The sequence below is a fragment of the Pantoea sp. Ft-CA_14 genome (genome assembly GCF_024520875.1).
Classification (GTDB): Bacteria; Pseudomonadota; Gammaproteobacteria; order Enterobacterales; family Enterobacteriaceae; genus Pantoea; species Pantoea agglomerans.
The window spans coordinates 68,652-84,419 of the sequence record NZ_JALNPM010000005.1 but is presented as its reverse complement, the minus strand read 5'-3'; the positions used below and the strand labels follow the sequence as shown (position 1 = coordinate 84,419).

General features: G+C 58.1%; 11 protein-coding genes. 6 read left to right on the top strand and 5 right to left on the bottom strand.

All coding sequences use genetic code 11. From position 1 onward, the window contains the following. The first annotated feature begins 262 nt into the window (after positions 1 to 262). Positions 263 to 2,281, top strand: coding sequence for an NADPH-dependent 2,4-dienoyl-CoA reductase (locus NR195_RS09845; RefSeq protein ID WP_256844467.1), 2,019 nt, complete (start codon positions 263 to 265; stop codon positions 2,279 to 2,281). Here the strand turns inward: NR195_RS09845 and rlmG are convergent, their stop codons facing one another. After that, on the bottom strand, positions 2,282 to 3,400 hold the full coding sequence (gene rlmG / locus NR195_RS09840; protein WP_256844466.1) for a 23S rRNA (guanine(1835)-N(2))-methyltransferase RlmG: 1,119 nt from the start codon (positions 3,398 to 3,400) through the stop codon (positions 2,282 to 2,284). It abuts the gene before it with no gap. Positions 3,401 to 3,483: 83 nt separating this feature from the next. Here rlmG and NR195_RS09835 point away from each other — a divergent pair, with 83 nt between their 5' ends. Continuing rightward, positions 3,484 to 3,987: a M48 family metallopeptidase gene (locus NR195_RS09835; protein ID WP_010256568.1), complete on the top strand. Its 504-nt coding sequence runs from the start codon at positions 3,484 to 3,486 to the stop codon at positions 3,985 to 3,987. Here the strand turns inward: NR195_RS09835 and NR195_RS09830 are convergent. Then, positions 3,984 to 5,672 (bottom strand): chloride channel protein, encoded by a 1,689-nt coding sequence (locus tag NR195_RS09830; protein WP_256844465.1) that lies wholly within the window; start codon positions 5,670 to 5,672, stop codon positions 3,984 to 3,986. The genes NR195_RS09835 and NR195_RS09830 overlap by 4 nt on opposite strands. A gap of 146 nt (positions 5,673 to 5,818) precedes the next feature. Between NR195_RS09830 and NR195_RS09825 the strand changes: the two genes are divergently transcribed. The 3 genes from NR195_RS09825 (at position 5,819) to sstT (ending at position 9,498) form a co-directional block, all read left to right on the top strand. After that, positions 5,819 to 6,805 (top strand): Gfo/Idh/MocA family oxidoreductase, encoded by a 987-nt coding sequence (locus NR195_RS09825; RefSeq protein ID WP_250488776.1) that lies wholly within the window; start codon positions 5,819 to 5,821, stop codon positions 6,803 to 6,805. Positions 6,806 to 7,061: 256 nt separating this feature from the next. Continuing rightward, positions 7,062 to 8,030, top strand: a complete 969-nt coding sequence (locus NR195_RS09820) for a TerC family protein (RefSeq protein WP_033785572.1) — start codon at positions 7,062 to 7,064, stop codon at positions 8,028 to 8,030. A 235-nt stretch (positions 8,031 to 8,265) separates the two neighbouring features. After that, entirely contained in the window at positions 8,266 to 9,498 is a 1,233-nt protein-coding gene (gene sstT / locus NR195_RS09815) for a serine/threonine transporter SstT (RefSeq protein WP_033785571.1), read from the top strand. A gap of 196 nt (positions 9,499 to 9,694) precedes the next feature. On the opposite strand, the gene NR195_RS09810 is transcribed toward sstT, so the two are convergent. From NR195_RS09810 to uxaC, 3 genes are read right to left on the bottom strand one after another with little or no spacing between them, the layout of a single operon-like run. Further along, positions 9,695 to 11,185: a UxaA family hydrolase gene (locus NR195_RS09810; RefSeq protein ID WP_010256556.1), complete on the bottom strand. Its 1,491-nt coding sequence runs from the start codon at positions 11,183 to 11,185 to the stop codon at positions 9,695 to 9,697. Between the two features lie 4 nt (positions 11,186 to 11,189). Continuing rightward, positions 11,190 to 12,638: a tagaturonate reductase gene (locus NR195_RS09805; protein WP_256844464.1), complete on the bottom strand. Its 1,449-nt coding sequence runs from the start codon at positions 12,636 to 12,638 to the stop codon at positions 11,190 to 11,192. A 2-nt stretch (positions 12,639 to 12,640) separates the two neighbouring features. After that, positions 12,641 to 14,056 carry a glucuronate isomerase gene (gene uxaC, locus NR195_RS09800; RefSeq protein ID WP_010256553.1) on the bottom strand — a complete coding sequence of 472 codons (1,416 nt, stop codon included), beginning with the start codon at positions 14,054 to 14,056 and terminating at the stop codon, positions 12,641 to 12,643. Between the two features lie 399 nt (positions 14,057 to 14,455). On the opposite strand from uxaC, the gene NR195_RS09795 reads away from it, so the two are divergent. Then, a complete protein-coding gene (locus NR195_RS09795; RefSeq protein WP_010699779.1) occupies positions 14,456 to 15,760 on the top strand; it encodes an MFS transporter in 1,305 nt (434 codons plus the stop codon). Positions 15,761 to 15,768 lie beyond the last annotated feature (8 nt).

Sequence of the window (15,768 nt, the reverse complement as noted above, 5' to 3'; positions counted from 1 at the left end):
TTTCTGGCACCGCGCTGACAGCAGTTAGCGTGATCTTAACAGCGACGGGCGCTGACGCCTGTCGCAAAGCTACGCGGGCCACGGATGGCGGTCTTAACCTCTTTGCGCAAGGCACGGGCTAGCTCCGCCCACTCTTTGTTACTCACCTCACTCCCCTGCCGTTGTTTATGATTTCACTCACACCCTGACATTCTTTCACTTTTTTTTAACGCAGAAGTGGCTAGAGTGAACTCATCCGACCACTTTACCGTGAGTGACTATCATGTCCGTCAATCCTGACTATCCTGCGCTGTTTACGCCGCTGGACCTTGGCTTTACCCGACTGAAAAACCGCTTTCTGATGGGGTCGATGCACACCGGACTGGAAGAACACCCGGATGGCGCAGCCCGGCTGGCGGCTTTCTACGGCGAGCGGGCGCGTGAAGGCGTCGCGCTGATCGTCACCGGCGGCATCGCTCCCAATGCCCAGGGTGTCACCACCGCGCATGGCGCGATGCTCACCGACGAGACGCAATGTGACTGGCACCGGCAGATCACGGAGGCGGTGCATCAGCATCAGGGCAAAATCGCCCTGCAGATCCTGCATACCGGTCGTTACAGCTATCAGCCCGATCTGGTTGCGCCCTCGGCACGCCAGGCGCCGATTAACCCGTTTACGCCACAGGCGATGAGCGAGGCGGCGATTGAACAGACCATTGATGACTTTGCCCGCTGCGCCCGACTGGCACAGCAGGCGGGCTACGATGGCGTGGAGATCATGGGTTCCGAAGGCTACCTGATTAATCAGTTTCTGGTGAAGCACACCAATCAGCGCACCGATCGCTGGGGTGGCGACTTCCGGCAGCGGATGCAGTTCGCACTGGCGATTACCCGCGCCGTTCGCGCCGCGACCGGTGACGCCTTTATCATCATCTTCCGGTTGTCGATGCTCGACCTGATCGAAGAGGGCAGTACGCTGGAGGAGACGCTGTTGCTGGCGGGCGAGCTGGAGCAGTGCGGCGTCACGCTGTTCAATACCGGTATTGGCTGGCATGAGGCGCGCATCCCGACCATCGCCACCTGCGTGCCGCGTGCGGCCTTTGCGTGGGTGACGCAGCGCCTGCGTGAACAGGTGAAGGTGCCGGTCATCGCCACCAATCGCATCAACCATCCCGCCGTCGCCGAGCAGCTGTTGCAGTCCGGCTGCGCCGATATGGTGTCGATGGCGCGCCCTTTTCTCGCCGATCCCGCCTTTGTCACTAAAGCACAGCGCGGTGAACCGGACAGCATCAACACCTGCATTGCCTGTAATCAGGCCTGCCTCGATCAGGTGTTCGCCGGTAAAATCACCTCCTGCCTGGTCAATCCGCGCGCCTGCCATGAGTCGCTGATGCCGGTCATCGCCAGCACCGCCCCGCGCAGGCTGGCCGTAGTGGGTGCCGGTCCGGCCGGCATGGCGTTTGCGCTGCAGGCGGCGCAGCGCGGCCATCAGGTAACCCTCTATGAGGCCGCGCCGGAGATAGGCGGCCAGTTCAATATTGCCCGGCTGATCCCTGGCAAATCGGAGTTCAGCGAAACGCTGCGCTATTTCCGGCATGAGCTGGCGGCCGCAGGCGTGACGGTTCAGACGGGCTGGCGGGTGACGGCGGATCAGCTGAGTGACGCCGATGAAGTGGTTCTGGCGACCGGCATTCAGCCGCGTACGCCCGATATTCCGGGCATCGACCACCCCAGCGTGCTGAGCTACCTGGAGGTGCTGCGCGATAAGCGCCCGGTAGGTAAACGGGTAGCGATTATCGGCGCCGGCGGTATTGGCTTTGATGTGGCGGAGTATCTGTCACAGCCATCCCATGACGAAGAGCTGGCGGCGTTTTATGCCGAATGGGGCATCGACCACAGCCTGACGCAGCGTGGCGGTGTGATGAAACCCGAGCCGCCTGCCGCGCTACGGCAAATCTGGCTGCTGCAACGCCGATCGGGAAAACCGGGTGCCGGGCTGGCAAAAACCACCGGCTGGATCCATCGCGCCAGTCTGCAGGCGCAGGGCGTTGAGATGTGGGGCAGCGTTGAGTATCTGGCGATTGATGACAGCGGCCTGCATCTGCGGCGCAACGGCGAAACGCTGTTGCTGGAGGTCGATAATGTGATTATCTGTGCCGGACAGGAGCCGCAGCGCGAACTGGAAGCCGCGCTGCGTGCAAAAGGACAGAGGGTGACAGTCATCGGCGGTGCAGATGTGGCGCAGGAGCTGGATGCGCGCCGTGCGATTGCGCAGGCGACGCAACTGGCATTAACCGTCTGACTAGCGCATTTTCACCGCGCGCAGCACCACGAACTTCTGGTTAGAGGCGATCAGCGTACAGTTACCAAACAGCTTCTTCAGCTTGTGGTGATAATCGAGGTGGCGGTTGCCGACAATGCGCAACTCGCCGCCATACTGAAGGCAGCGTTTGGCATCACGGAACATCTGCCATGCCAGGTGATCGGTCACCGCGTGCTGCTGGTGGAACGGCGGGTTGCACAGCACCGCGTGCAGCCGATCTGACGGATAGCCGCTCAGCACGTTGTTCACCAGGAACTGACAGCGTGACAGATCCTCAGGACGGTTCACTTCCACATTAAGCTTGCTGGAAGCGACCGCCATGTAAGACTCATCAAGGAAATGCACCTCGGCCTGCGGGTTCTGCTCCAGCGCCACCAGCCCCACCACGCCGTTACCACAGCCGAGATCGACAATCTCGCCCTCAATGTTTTCCGGCAGATGCTGCACAAAGAGCCGTGCGCCGATATCCAGCGAAGCGCGCGAGAAGACGTTGGCGTAGTTGTGAATCTGATAAGGGGTGCCATCCAGCGGCCAGACCAGCGTCGGCGTGGCCTCACGCAGTTCAGGCTTGCTGAACTGGCTGTAGATCAGACGCGCTTTTTTCCACGCCAGTGAGGTTTTGGTTTCACCAATGATCTGTTCGAACAGCTGCAGGGTAGAGTTATGGATCTCTTTGGCGCGCGCCGCCGCCAGAATCACCGTATCAGGCGTGACAACTTCGCGAATGGCGCGCAGCTGGTGCTCCAGCAGCGCCAGGGTTTTAGGCACCTTGATCAGCACAGCCGCAGGTGAAGCAGGCAGGTCAGCCAGGCTATCAACAAAGTGAACGTCGCTGTCATCCAGCCCATTAAAGGTCAGATTCTGACGGGCGGCCTGCTGGCTCAGCCATGAGTCGCTGACGTGCCAGACGGTACGCGAATTCAGGGCGCAGGTTAAGGCCCCGAAACTGTCGTTGAAGACCAGCACCGGCCCTTCTGGCAGCGTCTGCTGTAACAGATATTCATCAGCCGCATCCCAGGCTTGTAATGGACTTTCGTCACGCATCTGCGGGAAGCGATGCAGGATCAGTGTGCGATCGTTCAGTTCAAGTTGGCTCATGAATTCTCCGGCGTGGTACACTTTGGTTGATTTTCGCCCCAAAATCGGGGGCGCAGTATACTGTCTTTCGCCTGGAATCCCTAATGTCCTCACTGATCTACCTTCAGGGTTATCCTGCCCCCCTTCTTGAGCAGGTTCAGTCGCTGATCGCCCATCAGCGCTTAGGTGCGTTTCTGCAGGAACGTTATCCCGACACCCACGACGTGATGAGTGATAAAGCGCTGTATGACTACACGCAGGCGCTGAAAAATCGCTATATGCGCAATGCGCCGCCGATCAGCAAAGTGATGTGGGATAACAAGATTAAGGTGATGAAGCATGCACTCGGGCTGCACACAGCCATCTCACGGATTCAGGGCGGTAAGCTTAAGGCGAAAGCGGAAATCCGTATCTCGACCTTTTTCCGCCTCGCGCCAGAGCCGTTTCTGCGGATGATCGTGGTGCATGAGCTGGCACACCTTAAAGAGAAAGATCACGATAAGGCGTTCTACCAGCTCTGCTGCCATATGGAGCCGGATTATCACCAGCTCGAATTTGATGCGCGACTGTGGATGACGGACCAGGCGATGCGCGGCAACGCGGCTTAAAGAAACTCCTGCGCTTTCTGAATCAGACTGGTTTTGGTCAGCGCGCCCAGAAAGCGCCGTTCCTGCGGATTGTTGAGCACCGGCAGCCGCTCCAGCGTCACCGCCGCAAAGGCTTCCCATCCCTCACGCATACTCTGATTCTGATACACCACCGGGAAATCCTGATCCATCACGCACTGCACCGGTGAGTCGAGGGTGATCTCCTGGGCCAGCACCCGGCGCGAAATCTCATGAATCGAGACCACACCGAGGAAAGCGCCCGCGGCGTTGATCACATAAACATAGCGTTCACGCTTCAGGGAGCTGACCGCCAGCGCCTGCCCCACCGACTCCTCCGGCTGCAACGCCGCACCCGCAATAATCAGCTCGGCAATGCGCATGTTATCGAAATCATATTTCGCTTCTGAACGGCTGAAGTGATGACTCACGACCGGATAAGTACTGGCGGATTGCAGGCGATAGACCACCATCGACGCCAGCACCGTGGCGATCATCAGCGGAAACAGCAGGCTGCTGTTGAGTGTCATCTCCAGCACCATCAGCATCGCCATCAACGGCGCCTGACTGACCGCCGCCAGCACCGCCGCCATACCAATCGCGGCATAGAGCAGCACATTGCCGAGCGGCAGATGCAGCGCCGCACCCACCGTCGCGATGATCACCCCCAGCAGCGCGCCAATCAGCAGCGAAGGGGTAAAGAGTCCGCCGACGGCGTTCGACCCTACCGACAGGCTGGTAGCAAGGGTTTTCAGCACCAGCAACAGCAGCAGACCCGGCAGCAGGTAGTGCCCTGCCATCACTTTGACGATCACCTCGTAGCCGTTGCCGAGGATATCAGTGGAGATCAGCGCCAGTAAGCCGACCGCAAAGCCGCCCGCCCCGAGGCGCAGCGGCAGGGAGGCGACCCGGCTGAACAGCACTTTGCTGCGGGCGATGCATTTAATCACGATCCAGCCCGCCAGACCGGCCCACAGACCAATCACCACCGTCATCAGCAGGCTGCTGAGATCCATAGCGAAGTTCGCGTCTGCCAGCGGATAGAGCGCGCTGCGAAAACCCAGCGTCCACATGGTCATCACCGCCGTGGCGGCAGCGATGATCAGGGGAATCAGCCGCTGCAACGCAGAAATGCCGAAGGCGATTTCCGCCACAAAAATCGCCGACGCCAGTGGCGCATGGTAAACCGACGCGAGGCCCGCCGCCGCGGCCATCGCCACCACGTCACTGTTTTTCAGGTTAAGTGAGGCCGGTAACAGGCGACCAATCGCACTGCCGCACAGTGCCGAGAGCTGCACCATCGGCCCCTCTTTACCTATCGAGGCGCCGCTGCCGATACTGGCAATCGACGATAAGGCGCGGAACAGTGAGGTCCGGGTCGGCACCGCATCCAGCCGGGCGTTGATCACTTCAAGGTAATCCGTTTTCACCGTCTGCTGCTGCTCAATGGCAACGGCATAACGCAGAAAATAGCCCGCCAGTACGCCGCCCGCCCCCACCAGCAGCGGCCAGAAGATCCACGGCCAGAGATGCAGGGATTCGGTTATTTCGCCACTGCGGGCAAACAGCAGATGGTTGATCAGTTCAATCACGCCGCGGAAAGCCAGCGTCACCAGCGACGCCGCACACCCGACCGGAATGGCGATCAGAAGTGTGGTCCAGTTTAATGCGTGCTTACTTGCTTTCACCTGCGCTCCCTGGTTGGTACATAAACATCATCGCTTCCGCATATTATTGGAATGCGGATCGCAGGATCAATCCCTGCCCGCCCGGCACCATTGCACAGCGTGGGTGAGATGTTACTCTGCCGCTTTACAGCTGCCGGAGAGATGACGTGATTCGTTTTGCCATTGTGGGAACAAACTGGATTACACGCCAGTTTATTGATGCCGCTCATGAAACCGGAGCGATGAAGCTCTGTGCGGTCTATTCACGCAGTCAGCAGCAGGCTGAGGCCTTTATCGCCGATTATCCCTGCAGACAGACCTTTACCTCACTGGAAGCGCTGGCCGCCAGCCCGGAGATCGATGCGGTCTATCTGGCCAGCCCCAACGCCCTGCACTGCCAGCAGGCGCTGCTGTTTATGTCGCACGGCAAGCATGTGATTTGCGAAAAACCGCTGGCCTCTAACCTGGCAGAAGTGGAACAGATGATCGCCTGCGCCCGTGAGCATCAGGTGGTGCTGTTTGAGGCGTTTAAAACTGCCAGCCTGCCTAATTTCCTGCGGCTGCAGCAGGCACTGCCTGACGTGGGTAAACTGCGAAAAGCGCTGCTGAATTACTGCCAGTACTCCTCACGCTACCCACGCTATCTCAACGGTGAGAACCCCAATACCTTTGATCCGCGCTGGTCGAATGGCTCAATTATGGATATCGGTTATTACTGTCTGGCCTCGGCGGTGACGCTGTGGGGCGAGCCAGATCGTGTGCAGGCCAGCGCGACTTTGCTTGCGAGCGGCGTGGACGCGCACGGCGTGGTGGTGCTGAGTTACGCTGATTTCGATGTGACGATCCTGCATTCGAAGGTGAGTGATTCCAGCCTGCCCAGCGAGATTCAGGGTGAAGCGGGCGCGCTGGTGATAGAGAAGTTATCGGAGTGCCAGCAGCTGACTTTTGTGCCGCGGGGCGCGGAAAAGCAGACGCTGAGCCAGCCGCAGCATATCAACACCATGCTGTATGAAGCCGCCGCTTTTGCCCGGCTGGTTGAGCAGCGCCAGGTGGACCACCCTTCGCTTGAGGTTTCGCGGATTACTGCATCGCTGCTGACTGAGATACGCCGCCAGACCGGCGTGATCTTCCCGGCCGACCAGGCTGCTGTGTAAATATTTCTAAATATGTCTGAGAGGTGTTGCTTCCTGTGCGGCTAAACCGTAACTTACCCTCCTGCAAAGGGGAGTAACTTGTAAGCTGATTGATCGTCATTACGATGCGAAAGCATCCGGTCATCAGGCAACCCGGAATCAATTTCTGTGTTGTAAGTGAGACCTTGCCGGAAGGCGAGGTTTGCTTACACAAAAATAAGCGGCTGACGTCTTCTGACTTCAGCCGTTTTTTTTATTTTTCGGACAGGATACGAATATGCAAACTGTGGGTACGCCTTTACTGTGGGGCAGCTTTGCGGTTGTTGTGCTTATCATGCTGGCTATCGACCTGCTGTTGCAGGGACGCCGTGGCGCGCAGACCATGTCTTTCAAGCAGGCGGCCATCTGGTCGCTGATCTGGGTTTCAGTCTCACTGCTGTTCAGCGCCGCCTTCTGGTGGTATCTGGAGGGCAGCGCGGGACGTGAAGTCGCTAACACGCAGACGCTCGCCTTCCTGACCGGTTACGTGCTGGAAAAAGCGCTGGCGGTGGATAACGTCTTCGTCTGGCTGATGCTGTTCAGTTACTTCTCTATTCCGGCCAATCTGCAGCGCCGGGTGCTGATCTATGGGGTATTAGGCGCTATCGTGCTGCGTACCATCATGATCTTCGCCGGTAGCTGGCTGGTCACGCAGTTCAGCTGGATCCTCTATGTGTTCGGTGCCTTCCTGCTGTTCACCGGTGTGAAAATGGCGCTGGCGAAAGAGGATGACAGCGCGGTGGGCGAAAAACCTGTGGTGCGCTGGCTGCGTAAGCATCTGCGCATGACTGACGATCTCGACGGCGAGAAGTTCTTCACCCGCAAAAACGGCGTGCTGTTTGCGACGCCACTGCTGCTGGTGCTGATCATGGTAGAAATCAGCGACGTGATCTTTGCGGTCGACAGTATCCCGGCGATCTTCGCCGTGACCACTGACCCGTTTATCGTACTGACCTCAAACCTGTTCGCTATCCTGGGTTTGCGTGCCATGTACTTCCTGCTGGCAAACGTGGCGGAACGGTTCTCGATGCTGAAGTATGGCCTGGCGATTGTGCTGGTGTTCATCGGCTTTAAGATGCTGATTGTCGACATCTACCATATCCCGGTCGGTATCTCGCTGGGTGTGGTCGGTGCCATTCTGGCATCAACCCTGCTGATTAATGCCTGGGTTAACCGCAAAAGAGACCAGAAAAAGCTCGCACCATAATTACCTGCAGGGGCAGCCGATGCCCCTGTTTTATTTTGTGGCAGCCTGTCACGCCATTTCATCCCTCTGTCACACTTCCACTATCCAGCATAATAAAAATCTGACCTGCTCCACAGTGACAGAACTTTCTCTTTTCTCGTCCGATCTTTTCCTTATACTCCGCCGGGCAAACCGTTTTAGCCGATGCAAAACATCGCGTCTGAAACTACATCCGCGACAAAATATAGAAAATATTATGCAGAAAACTCTCTCCGCACGTCTGGGCACGCTGCTCGCCGGAAGCCTGGTGAAGCAAATCATGATTGGGCTGATCGCCGGTGTGGCGCTTGCCTGGATTTCACACGATGCCGCTATCGCGGTCGGTCTGCTGGGTGAACTGTTTGTCAGTGCGCTGAAAGCAGTCGCGCCATTGCTGGTACTGATGCTGGTGATCGCCTCGATTGCCAACCACCAGCAGGGCCAGAAGAGCAATATCCGGCCGATTATTATGCTTTATCTGCTGAGCACCTTTTTCGCGGCGGTCGTCGCGGTGGTCTTCAGCCATCTGATCCCGCAGACGCTGACGCTGGCGGTGGGCACTACGGAAATCACACCACCATCCGGCATTACCGAAGTGTTACGCGGACTGCTGATGAGCATGGTGTCGAATCCAATCACGGCCCTGATGAACGCCAACTACATCGGCATTCTGGTGTGGGCAATTGGTCTCGGGCTGGCGTTCCGTCACAGCAGTGACACTACCCGCGCCTTTCTCAATGATGCCTCTCATGCGGTGACCTGGCTGGTACGCTGCGTGATTCGCTGCGCGCCGATTGGTATTTTCGGTCTGGTGGCCTCGATCCTCGCGTCTACCGGCTTTGGCGCGCTGTGGCAATATGCGCATCTGCTGGCGCTGCTGCTGGGCTGTATGCTGCTGATGGCGCTGGTGGTGAACCCGCTGCTGGTGTTCTATAAAATCCGTCGCAACCCCTATCCACTGGTCTTCACCTGCCTGCGCGAAAGCGGCGTGACCGCCTTCTTTACCCGCAGTTCTGCCGCCAACATTCCGGTGAATATGGCGCTGGCGAAACGTCTGGATCTGGATGAGGATACCTATTCGGTGTCGATTCCGCTGGGCGCAACCATCAGTATGGCGGGGGCATCGATTACCATTACCGTACTGACGCTGGCGGCGGTGCATACGCTGGGGATCAGCATTGATGTGCCGACGGCGATTCTGCTGAGTCTGGTGGCGTCACTCTGTGCCTGTGGTGCATCTGGCGTGGCGGGCGGTTCGCTGCTGCTGATCCCGGTGGCCTGTAACATGTTCGGCATTCCGAATGATCTGGCAATGCAGGTGGTGGCGGTCGGCTTTATTATCGGCGTCTTGCAGGATTCAGCGGAAACCGCGCTGAACTCCTCAACCGATATTCTGTTTACCGCCGCCGTCTGTCAGGCAGAAGCGGAGCGCGAAACCAGCCGGGCTTAACCTTTCAGATAGCTCAAAAGCTCAAAGAGTGGGTGGCAGAGTCCGAAGAGCAAAGCGTCCCGCGCCAGGGAAGGCGCGGGCCGAGCGAGCAGGGATGCTTTAAGCGACTTTGCGATCGGACTCTGCCACCCACGAAGGGCACAGGATTAACCGACGGTAATGACAATATCAGGATCGCCATTGTTTGCCTGACAAACTATAGCGTCACACCACTTTTGAAAATCGCCAGCTCGCGGAAATCGTTCTTCTCGTTGTTGGTCGGCTGACCACTGGCAATCGCCACAATGCTGTCGACAAAGTCTTCCAGCATCGCATCCATACTCATTCCCTCGATCAACCGTCCGGCATTAAAGTCGATCCAGTGCGGTTTCTTCTCCGCCAGCGGCGTATTGGTGGCCAGCTTCACCGTCGGCACAAAACCGCCATAAGGTGTGCCGCGTCCGGTACTGAACAGCACCATGTGGCAACCAGCTCCCGCCAGCGCACTGGTGGCGACCGCATCATTGCCCGGCGCACTCAGCAGATTCAGCCCCGGCGTTTTTAACCGTTCGCCATACTTCAGCACATCGACCACCTGGCTCTGCCCCGCTTTCTGGGTACAGCCCAGCGACTTCTCCTCCAGCGTGGTGATACCGCCCGCCTTGTTACCTGGCGACGGGTTTTCGTAGATCGGCTGCTGGTGATCGATAAAATACTGTTTGAAATCGTTGATCATCGCCACCGTTTTACTGAAGGTCTCCTCGTCGCGACAGCGACTCATCAGAATCCGTTCTGCGCCAAACATTTCCGGCACTTCGGTCAGTACGGTGGTGCCGCCATTGGCGATCATCTGGTCCGAGAAACGTCCCAGCAACGGATTGGCGGTGATGCCAGACAAACCATCCGAACCGCCGCACTCCAGACCAAACTTCAGCTCGCTGAGTTTGCCCGGCTCGCGCTGGTCGTGACGCATTTTTTCATACAATGCGTGCAGCCGCTCCAGCCCGGCTTCCACCTCATCGTCATGCTGCTGGCACACCATAAACTCGACCCGGTCGCTTTCAAACGCGCCGAGGGTATCACGGAAGGCATCAACCTGATTGTTTTCGCAGCCGAGACCAATCACCAGCACCGCGCCAGCATTAGGATGGCGCACCATGTTCTGCAGCATGGTGCGGGTGTTTTCGTGATCCTGCCCCAGCTGCGAACAACCGAAGGTATGGCTGAACAGGAACGCGCCATCGATATCTTCTGCCTCCTGCGTCTCTTTCAGGAAACGCTGCAGGATCTGACGCGCAATGCCGTTGACGCAGCCGACGGTCGGCAGGATCCACAGCTCATTGCGGATGCCAACCTCGCCGTTAGCACGACGGTAGATCTGCACCTCACGGTCACCCGGCTGCGGCGGCAGCGTCACAAACTCGGGCTGATACGCATATTGATCCAGATCGCTGAGATTGGTGCGGGCGTTCTGCGAATGGATTAACTCACCGGCGGCCACAGGCTGCGTGGCATGGGCAATCGGCAGCCCATATTTGATCACCAGCTCATCCTGCGCGATAGGCTGCAGGGCAAATTTATGCCCGCGTCCGACCGCCTGTTGCACCGCCACACTCAGTGGCGGCAGCTCTATCATGGCGCCCGCGTCTAAATCACGTAACGCCACGGCGACATTGTCGCGGGGATCAATTTTAATTGCGTCTTGCATAGCGTTATCTCAGTTGGCTCAGCGCCTCACGCATTCCGTGGGCGATGATATTTTGCAGGTGTTGGGTGACAGCCGCAGCCAGTCCGGGCTGACGGGTTAAATCTTCACCCCAGTGTTGCGCGTCGCTGAGTACGCCGTTCACCAGCTGTTGCGGTGACAGCTGATCCGCATCAAGTGCTTTCCAGGCGTCGGCGTAGCGCTGTAACCACTGCGGCTCGTCCTGCAATGGCCAGCTTTTGCCGGCTGACTCGCCGCGATAAAAAGCGATCAGCGCGGCCAGCGCAAAGGTGATGTGTGTCGGCCACTCGCCGGTTTGCTGATGCGCGGCAAGGAGTGGCGTCAGCAGACGGGTGCGGAATTTGGTCATGCCATTAAGGGCAATCGACAGCAGCGCGTGGCGAATAAAAGGATTGCGGAAACGACGCTGTACCGCATCGGCAAACGCGTGCAGTTCATCGGCAGGCAGATCCAGCGTCGGGATCACTTCGTGACGCAGCAGGCTATCCACAAATCCGGCGATAGCCGGATCGGCCATCGCCTCTCCCACACTCTCAATACCGGCCAGAAACGCGACCGGTACCATCGCAGTGTGTGCGCCATTGAGAATGGCCACTTTCTGCGCTTTATAGGGCGCAATGTCATCCACATGCCGAACCTGCGGCGACAGCGCCGCCAGCTTCAGTTCATTAAACAGCGCCGACGGCCCCTGAATCACAAACTGATAGTAGACTTCGCCCGCCACCAGATAGCGATCTTCATAACCCAGCTCGCGTTGCAGCTGCTCGCTTTCCGCCGGGAAGCCGGTGACGATGCGGTCGACCAGGGTGTTATAGAACGCGCAGTGCTGATGAACCCAGGTTTTAAATTCGGAGGGCAGATGCCACTGATCGGCGTAGCGCAGCACCAGATCGCGCAGCGTGTCGCCGTTATGGTCAATCAGCTCGCACGGCACCACCAGCCAGCCCCGGTCGCTGGCGCCGTTGAAGAAGGAATAGCGCGCCCACAGCAGCTGCGTCAGTTTGCCAGGGAAACTGCTGGCAGGCTGATCGGTAAGCTGATCCGTGCCGACAAAGGCGATGCCCGCTTCGGTGGTATTGGAGAAGACCATGCGCAGATCCGGATTACGGGCCAGCGCCATAAACTCGCCGAACTGCTGCCAGGGCTGGATTTCACGGTTGAGGCTGCGGATCAGCCGGGTTTCGCTGACCTGCTCGCCCTGATCGTTCAGCCCGCGGATCAGTGTGGTATAGAGTCCATCCTGCTGATTCAGGCTGTCGCTGACTTCACGGTTGCGCGGCCGCACCACCACGATCCCGGCATCGGTGCCCTGATGTTCATTCAGCCAGTCGATCTGCCAGTCAATAAAGGCGCGCAGGAAGTTGCCTTCGCCGAACTGGATCACCCGGTCGCGATAGACGGCGCCCGGAAAGTCGTGACGGTTTAGCCTTTTCATTATCAGGCTCCCAGCTCGATGCCGAAGTAATCGCGGGCATTGTTGAAGCAGATGTTCTGTACCATCTGACCTAACAGCGCTTCATCGGCTGGCGCTTCACCCTGTTCCACCCAGCGGCCTATCATCTGGCACAGTAGCCGGCGGAAATATTCGTGGCGGGTGTAGGAGAGGAAGCTGCGGCTATCGGTCAGCATGCCGACGAAACGGCTCAGCAGACCAATCTGCGCCAGCTGCGTCATCTGACGCTGCATACCATCCAGCTGGTCGTTGAACCACCAGGCTGAACCGAATTGCATCTTGCCCGCCTGACCTTCGCCCTGGAAGTTGCCCGCCATGGTGGCCAGCACTTCGTTGTCGCGCGGGTTCAGGCAGTAGAGAATGGTTTTAGGCAGCGCATTATTGAGATTCTGCGCGCCCAGCAGGCGTGCCAGCGGTTCGGCCAGCGGCTGGTCGTTGATTGAATCGAAGCCGACATCAGGCCCCAGCAGCTGGTACTGGCGCGGATTGGTGTTGCGCAGTGCGCCAATATGATACTGCTGCACCCAGCCACGGCGGGCATATTCGCTGCCCAGCCAGACCAGCACCGCCGTTTTAAACTGTGCCGTTTCCTGCGGGTTGGGCGCGGCACCGCTGCGACGACGCGCCAGAATCGCATCCAGCGTAGCGTCATCCGCCTCAGCGTAGCAGACCACATCCAGCGCGTGATCGGAGACTTTACAGCCGTGCGCCGCGAAGTGATCCAGCCTCTGATGCAGTGCGCTGCGCAGATCGTCAAAACGCTGCACGCTGATATCCGTCAGCTGCTCCAGCGTCTCGATCCACGGCAGGAAGGTTTCCGCTTCGATATTAAACGCTTTGTCCGGACGCCAGCTCGGCAGCACTTTAACGCTGAAACTGGCATCGTCTGCCAGCGCGCGGTGATGGCGCAGGTCATCCAGCGGATCGTCAGTGGTGCCCACCATCTTCACCTTCATCTGCTGCATGATGCCGCGCGTGGTAAAGCTATCCTGCGCCAGCAGTTCATTGCAGCGATGCCAGATGCTGTCAGCCGTTTTCTCAGAAAGCAGCGTATCGGTAATACCGAAAGGCCGGCGTAACTCCAGGTGGGTCCAGTGATAGAGCGGGTTGCCGATAGTGTGCGGCACGGTACGCGCCCAGGCGTCAAATTTTTCACGATCGCTGGCGTTACCGGTACAGAACGCCTCAGCCACACCGTTGGCGCGCATGGCCCGCCACTTATAGTGATCGCCCTTCAGCCAGATGTCATAAAGGTTGGCGAAGCGATAATTTTCGGCAATCTGCTGCGGCGGTAAGTGGCAGTGATAGTCGAAAATCGGCTGATCCTTTGCATAGTCGTGATAGAGACGACGGGCGAATTCGGTATCCAGCAAAAAATCTTCGGTCATGAAACGTGACATACATGCTTCCTCATCGACTGAACCACGGATGGCCCAAAGTTATCATACCAATTTTAGTCCGTTATGGATTTATTTGCGATCCTGCTCACATAAACGGCGGTAGCTGGCTGCCGTTATGGACGTTTTTGTCGCCCGTATCGCGCTAAATGGCTGTCATTATGCAGGTTTCCAGTATCCCACAGTGCAGAAAGGGTTTTTGTGATGGCTCTCAACTTTTAAAGTTGTATAACAAGTTAGGCTCTCGCCCCATCGTGAGGTCGTTAGGGACTCACAAATGGCAAGGTCATAACAGGGTTGCTCATACAGAACCTGCGGGCGTGAGCAGAGCTGCATCACGTGCTGTCCCGCTCCAGATAACAACAGCGGCAAGACCGCATACAGAACTGGAAGAGGTAGAGGATGCGTAAGATCAAAGGGTTACGCTGGTACATGATTGGACTGGTGACGCTCGGTACGGTGTTAGGGTATCTGACCCGTAACACCATTGCCGTGGCGGCCCCGACATTAATGTCAGAGCTGCATATCACCACGCAGCAGTACTCCTACATAATTGCGGCCTATTCAGCCTGCTACACGCTGATGCAACCGGTGGCAGGTTATGTACTGGATCTGCTCGGCACCAAAGTCGGCTACGCGGTGTTTGCTATTATGTGGGCGATTTTCTGTGCCGCTACGGCGATGGCGGGCAGCTGGGGCGGACTGGCGCTGGCACGTGGCGCAGTCGGTGCGGCTGAAGCGGCGATGATCCCGGCCGGACTGAAAGCGAGCAGCGAATGGTTCCCGGCTAAAGAGCGTTCGGTCGCCGTGGGCTACTTTAACGTGGGTTCGTCTATCGGTGCGATGCTGGCTCCGCCGCTGGTGGTCTGGGCGATCGTGGCGCACAGCTGGCAGATGGCATTTATCATGACCGGTGTGCTGAGCATGGCCTGGGCACTCAGCTGGCTGGTGTTTTACAAGCACCCGAAACAGCAGAAGAAGCTGAGCGATGAAGAGCGCGACTACATTATCTCCGGCCAGGAAGCGCAGCATCAGACCGGCAACACCCGCAAAATGTCAGCACTGGAGATTATCCGTAACCGCCAGTTCTGGGGTATTGCCCTGCCGCGCTTTCTGGCAGAACCGGCCTGGGGAACGTTCAACGCCTGGATTCCGCTGTTTATGTTTAAGGTTTACGGCTTCAATCTGAAAGAGATTGCGATGTTCGCCTGGATGCCGATGCTGTTCGCGGACTTCGGCTGCATACTCGGTGGCTATCTGCCGCCGCTGTTTCAGCGCTGGTTCGGCGTTAACCTGATCGTCTCCCGTAAGATGGTCGTGACGATGGGAGCGGTATTAATGATTGCGCCGGGCACCATCGGCCTGTTCACCAGCCCCTACGTCGCTATTGGTCTGCTGTGCATCGGCGGGTTTGCGCATCAGGCCCTCTCTGGCGCGCTGATCACCCTCTCCTCAGACGTTTTCGGCCGCAATGAAGTTGCCACGGCTAACGGCCTGACCGGCATGGCAGCCTGGACCGCCAGCACCATGTTTGCGCTGGTGGTCGGTGCACTGGCCGATACGCTGGGCTTCAGCCCACTGTTTGCCGCGCTGGCGGTGTTTGATCTGCTGGGTGCCGTCGTTATCTGGACGGTTCTGAAAAATAAACCCATTTCAGAGCTGAATGCCGAAGCCGTTATTCCGCAGGCCAGCGCCGTTCGCAGTTAATCTGCCGG

What these genes read in the sequence shown, in the direction of transcription:
- NR195_RS09805 (WP_256844464.1), bottom strand. Translation starts at nt 12,638, where the DNA reads ATGAAAAGGCTAAACCGTCACGACTTTCCGGGCGCCGTCTATCGCGAC.
- NR195_RS09810 (WP_010256556.1), bottom strand. Translation starts at nt 11,185, where the DNA reads ATGCAAGACGCAATTAAAATTGATCCCCGCGACAATGTCGCCGTGGCG.
- NR195_RS09845 (WP_256844467.1), top strand. Translation starts at nt 263, where the DNA reads ATGTCCGTCAATCCTGACTATCCTGCGCTGTTTACGCCGCTGGACCTT.
- sstT (WP_033785571.1), top strand. Translation starts at nt 8,266, where the DNA reads ATGCAGAAAACTCTCTCCGCACGTCTGGGCACGCTGCTCGCCGGAAGC.
- rlmG (WP_256844466.1), bottom strand. Translation starts at nt 3,400, where the DNA reads ATGAGCCAACTTGAACTGAACGATCGCACACTGATCCTGCATCGCTTC.
- NR195_RS09835 (WP_010256568.1), top strand. Translation starts at nt 3,484, where the DNA reads ATGTCCTCACTGATCTACCTTCAGGGTTATCCTGCCCCCCTTCTTGAG.
- NR195_RS09795 (WP_010699779.1), top strand. Translation starts at nt 14,456, where the DNA reads ATGCGTAAGATCAAAGGGTTACGCTGGTACATGATTGGACTGGTGACG.
- uxaC (WP_010256553.1), bottom strand. Translation starts at nt 14,056, where the DNA reads ATGTCACGTTTCATGACCGAAGATTTTTTGCTGGATACCGAATTCGCC.
- NR195_RS09820 (WP_033785572.1), top strand. Translation starts at nt 7,062, where the DNA reads ATGCAAACTGTGGGTACGCCTTTACTGTGGGGCAGCTTTGCGGTTGTT.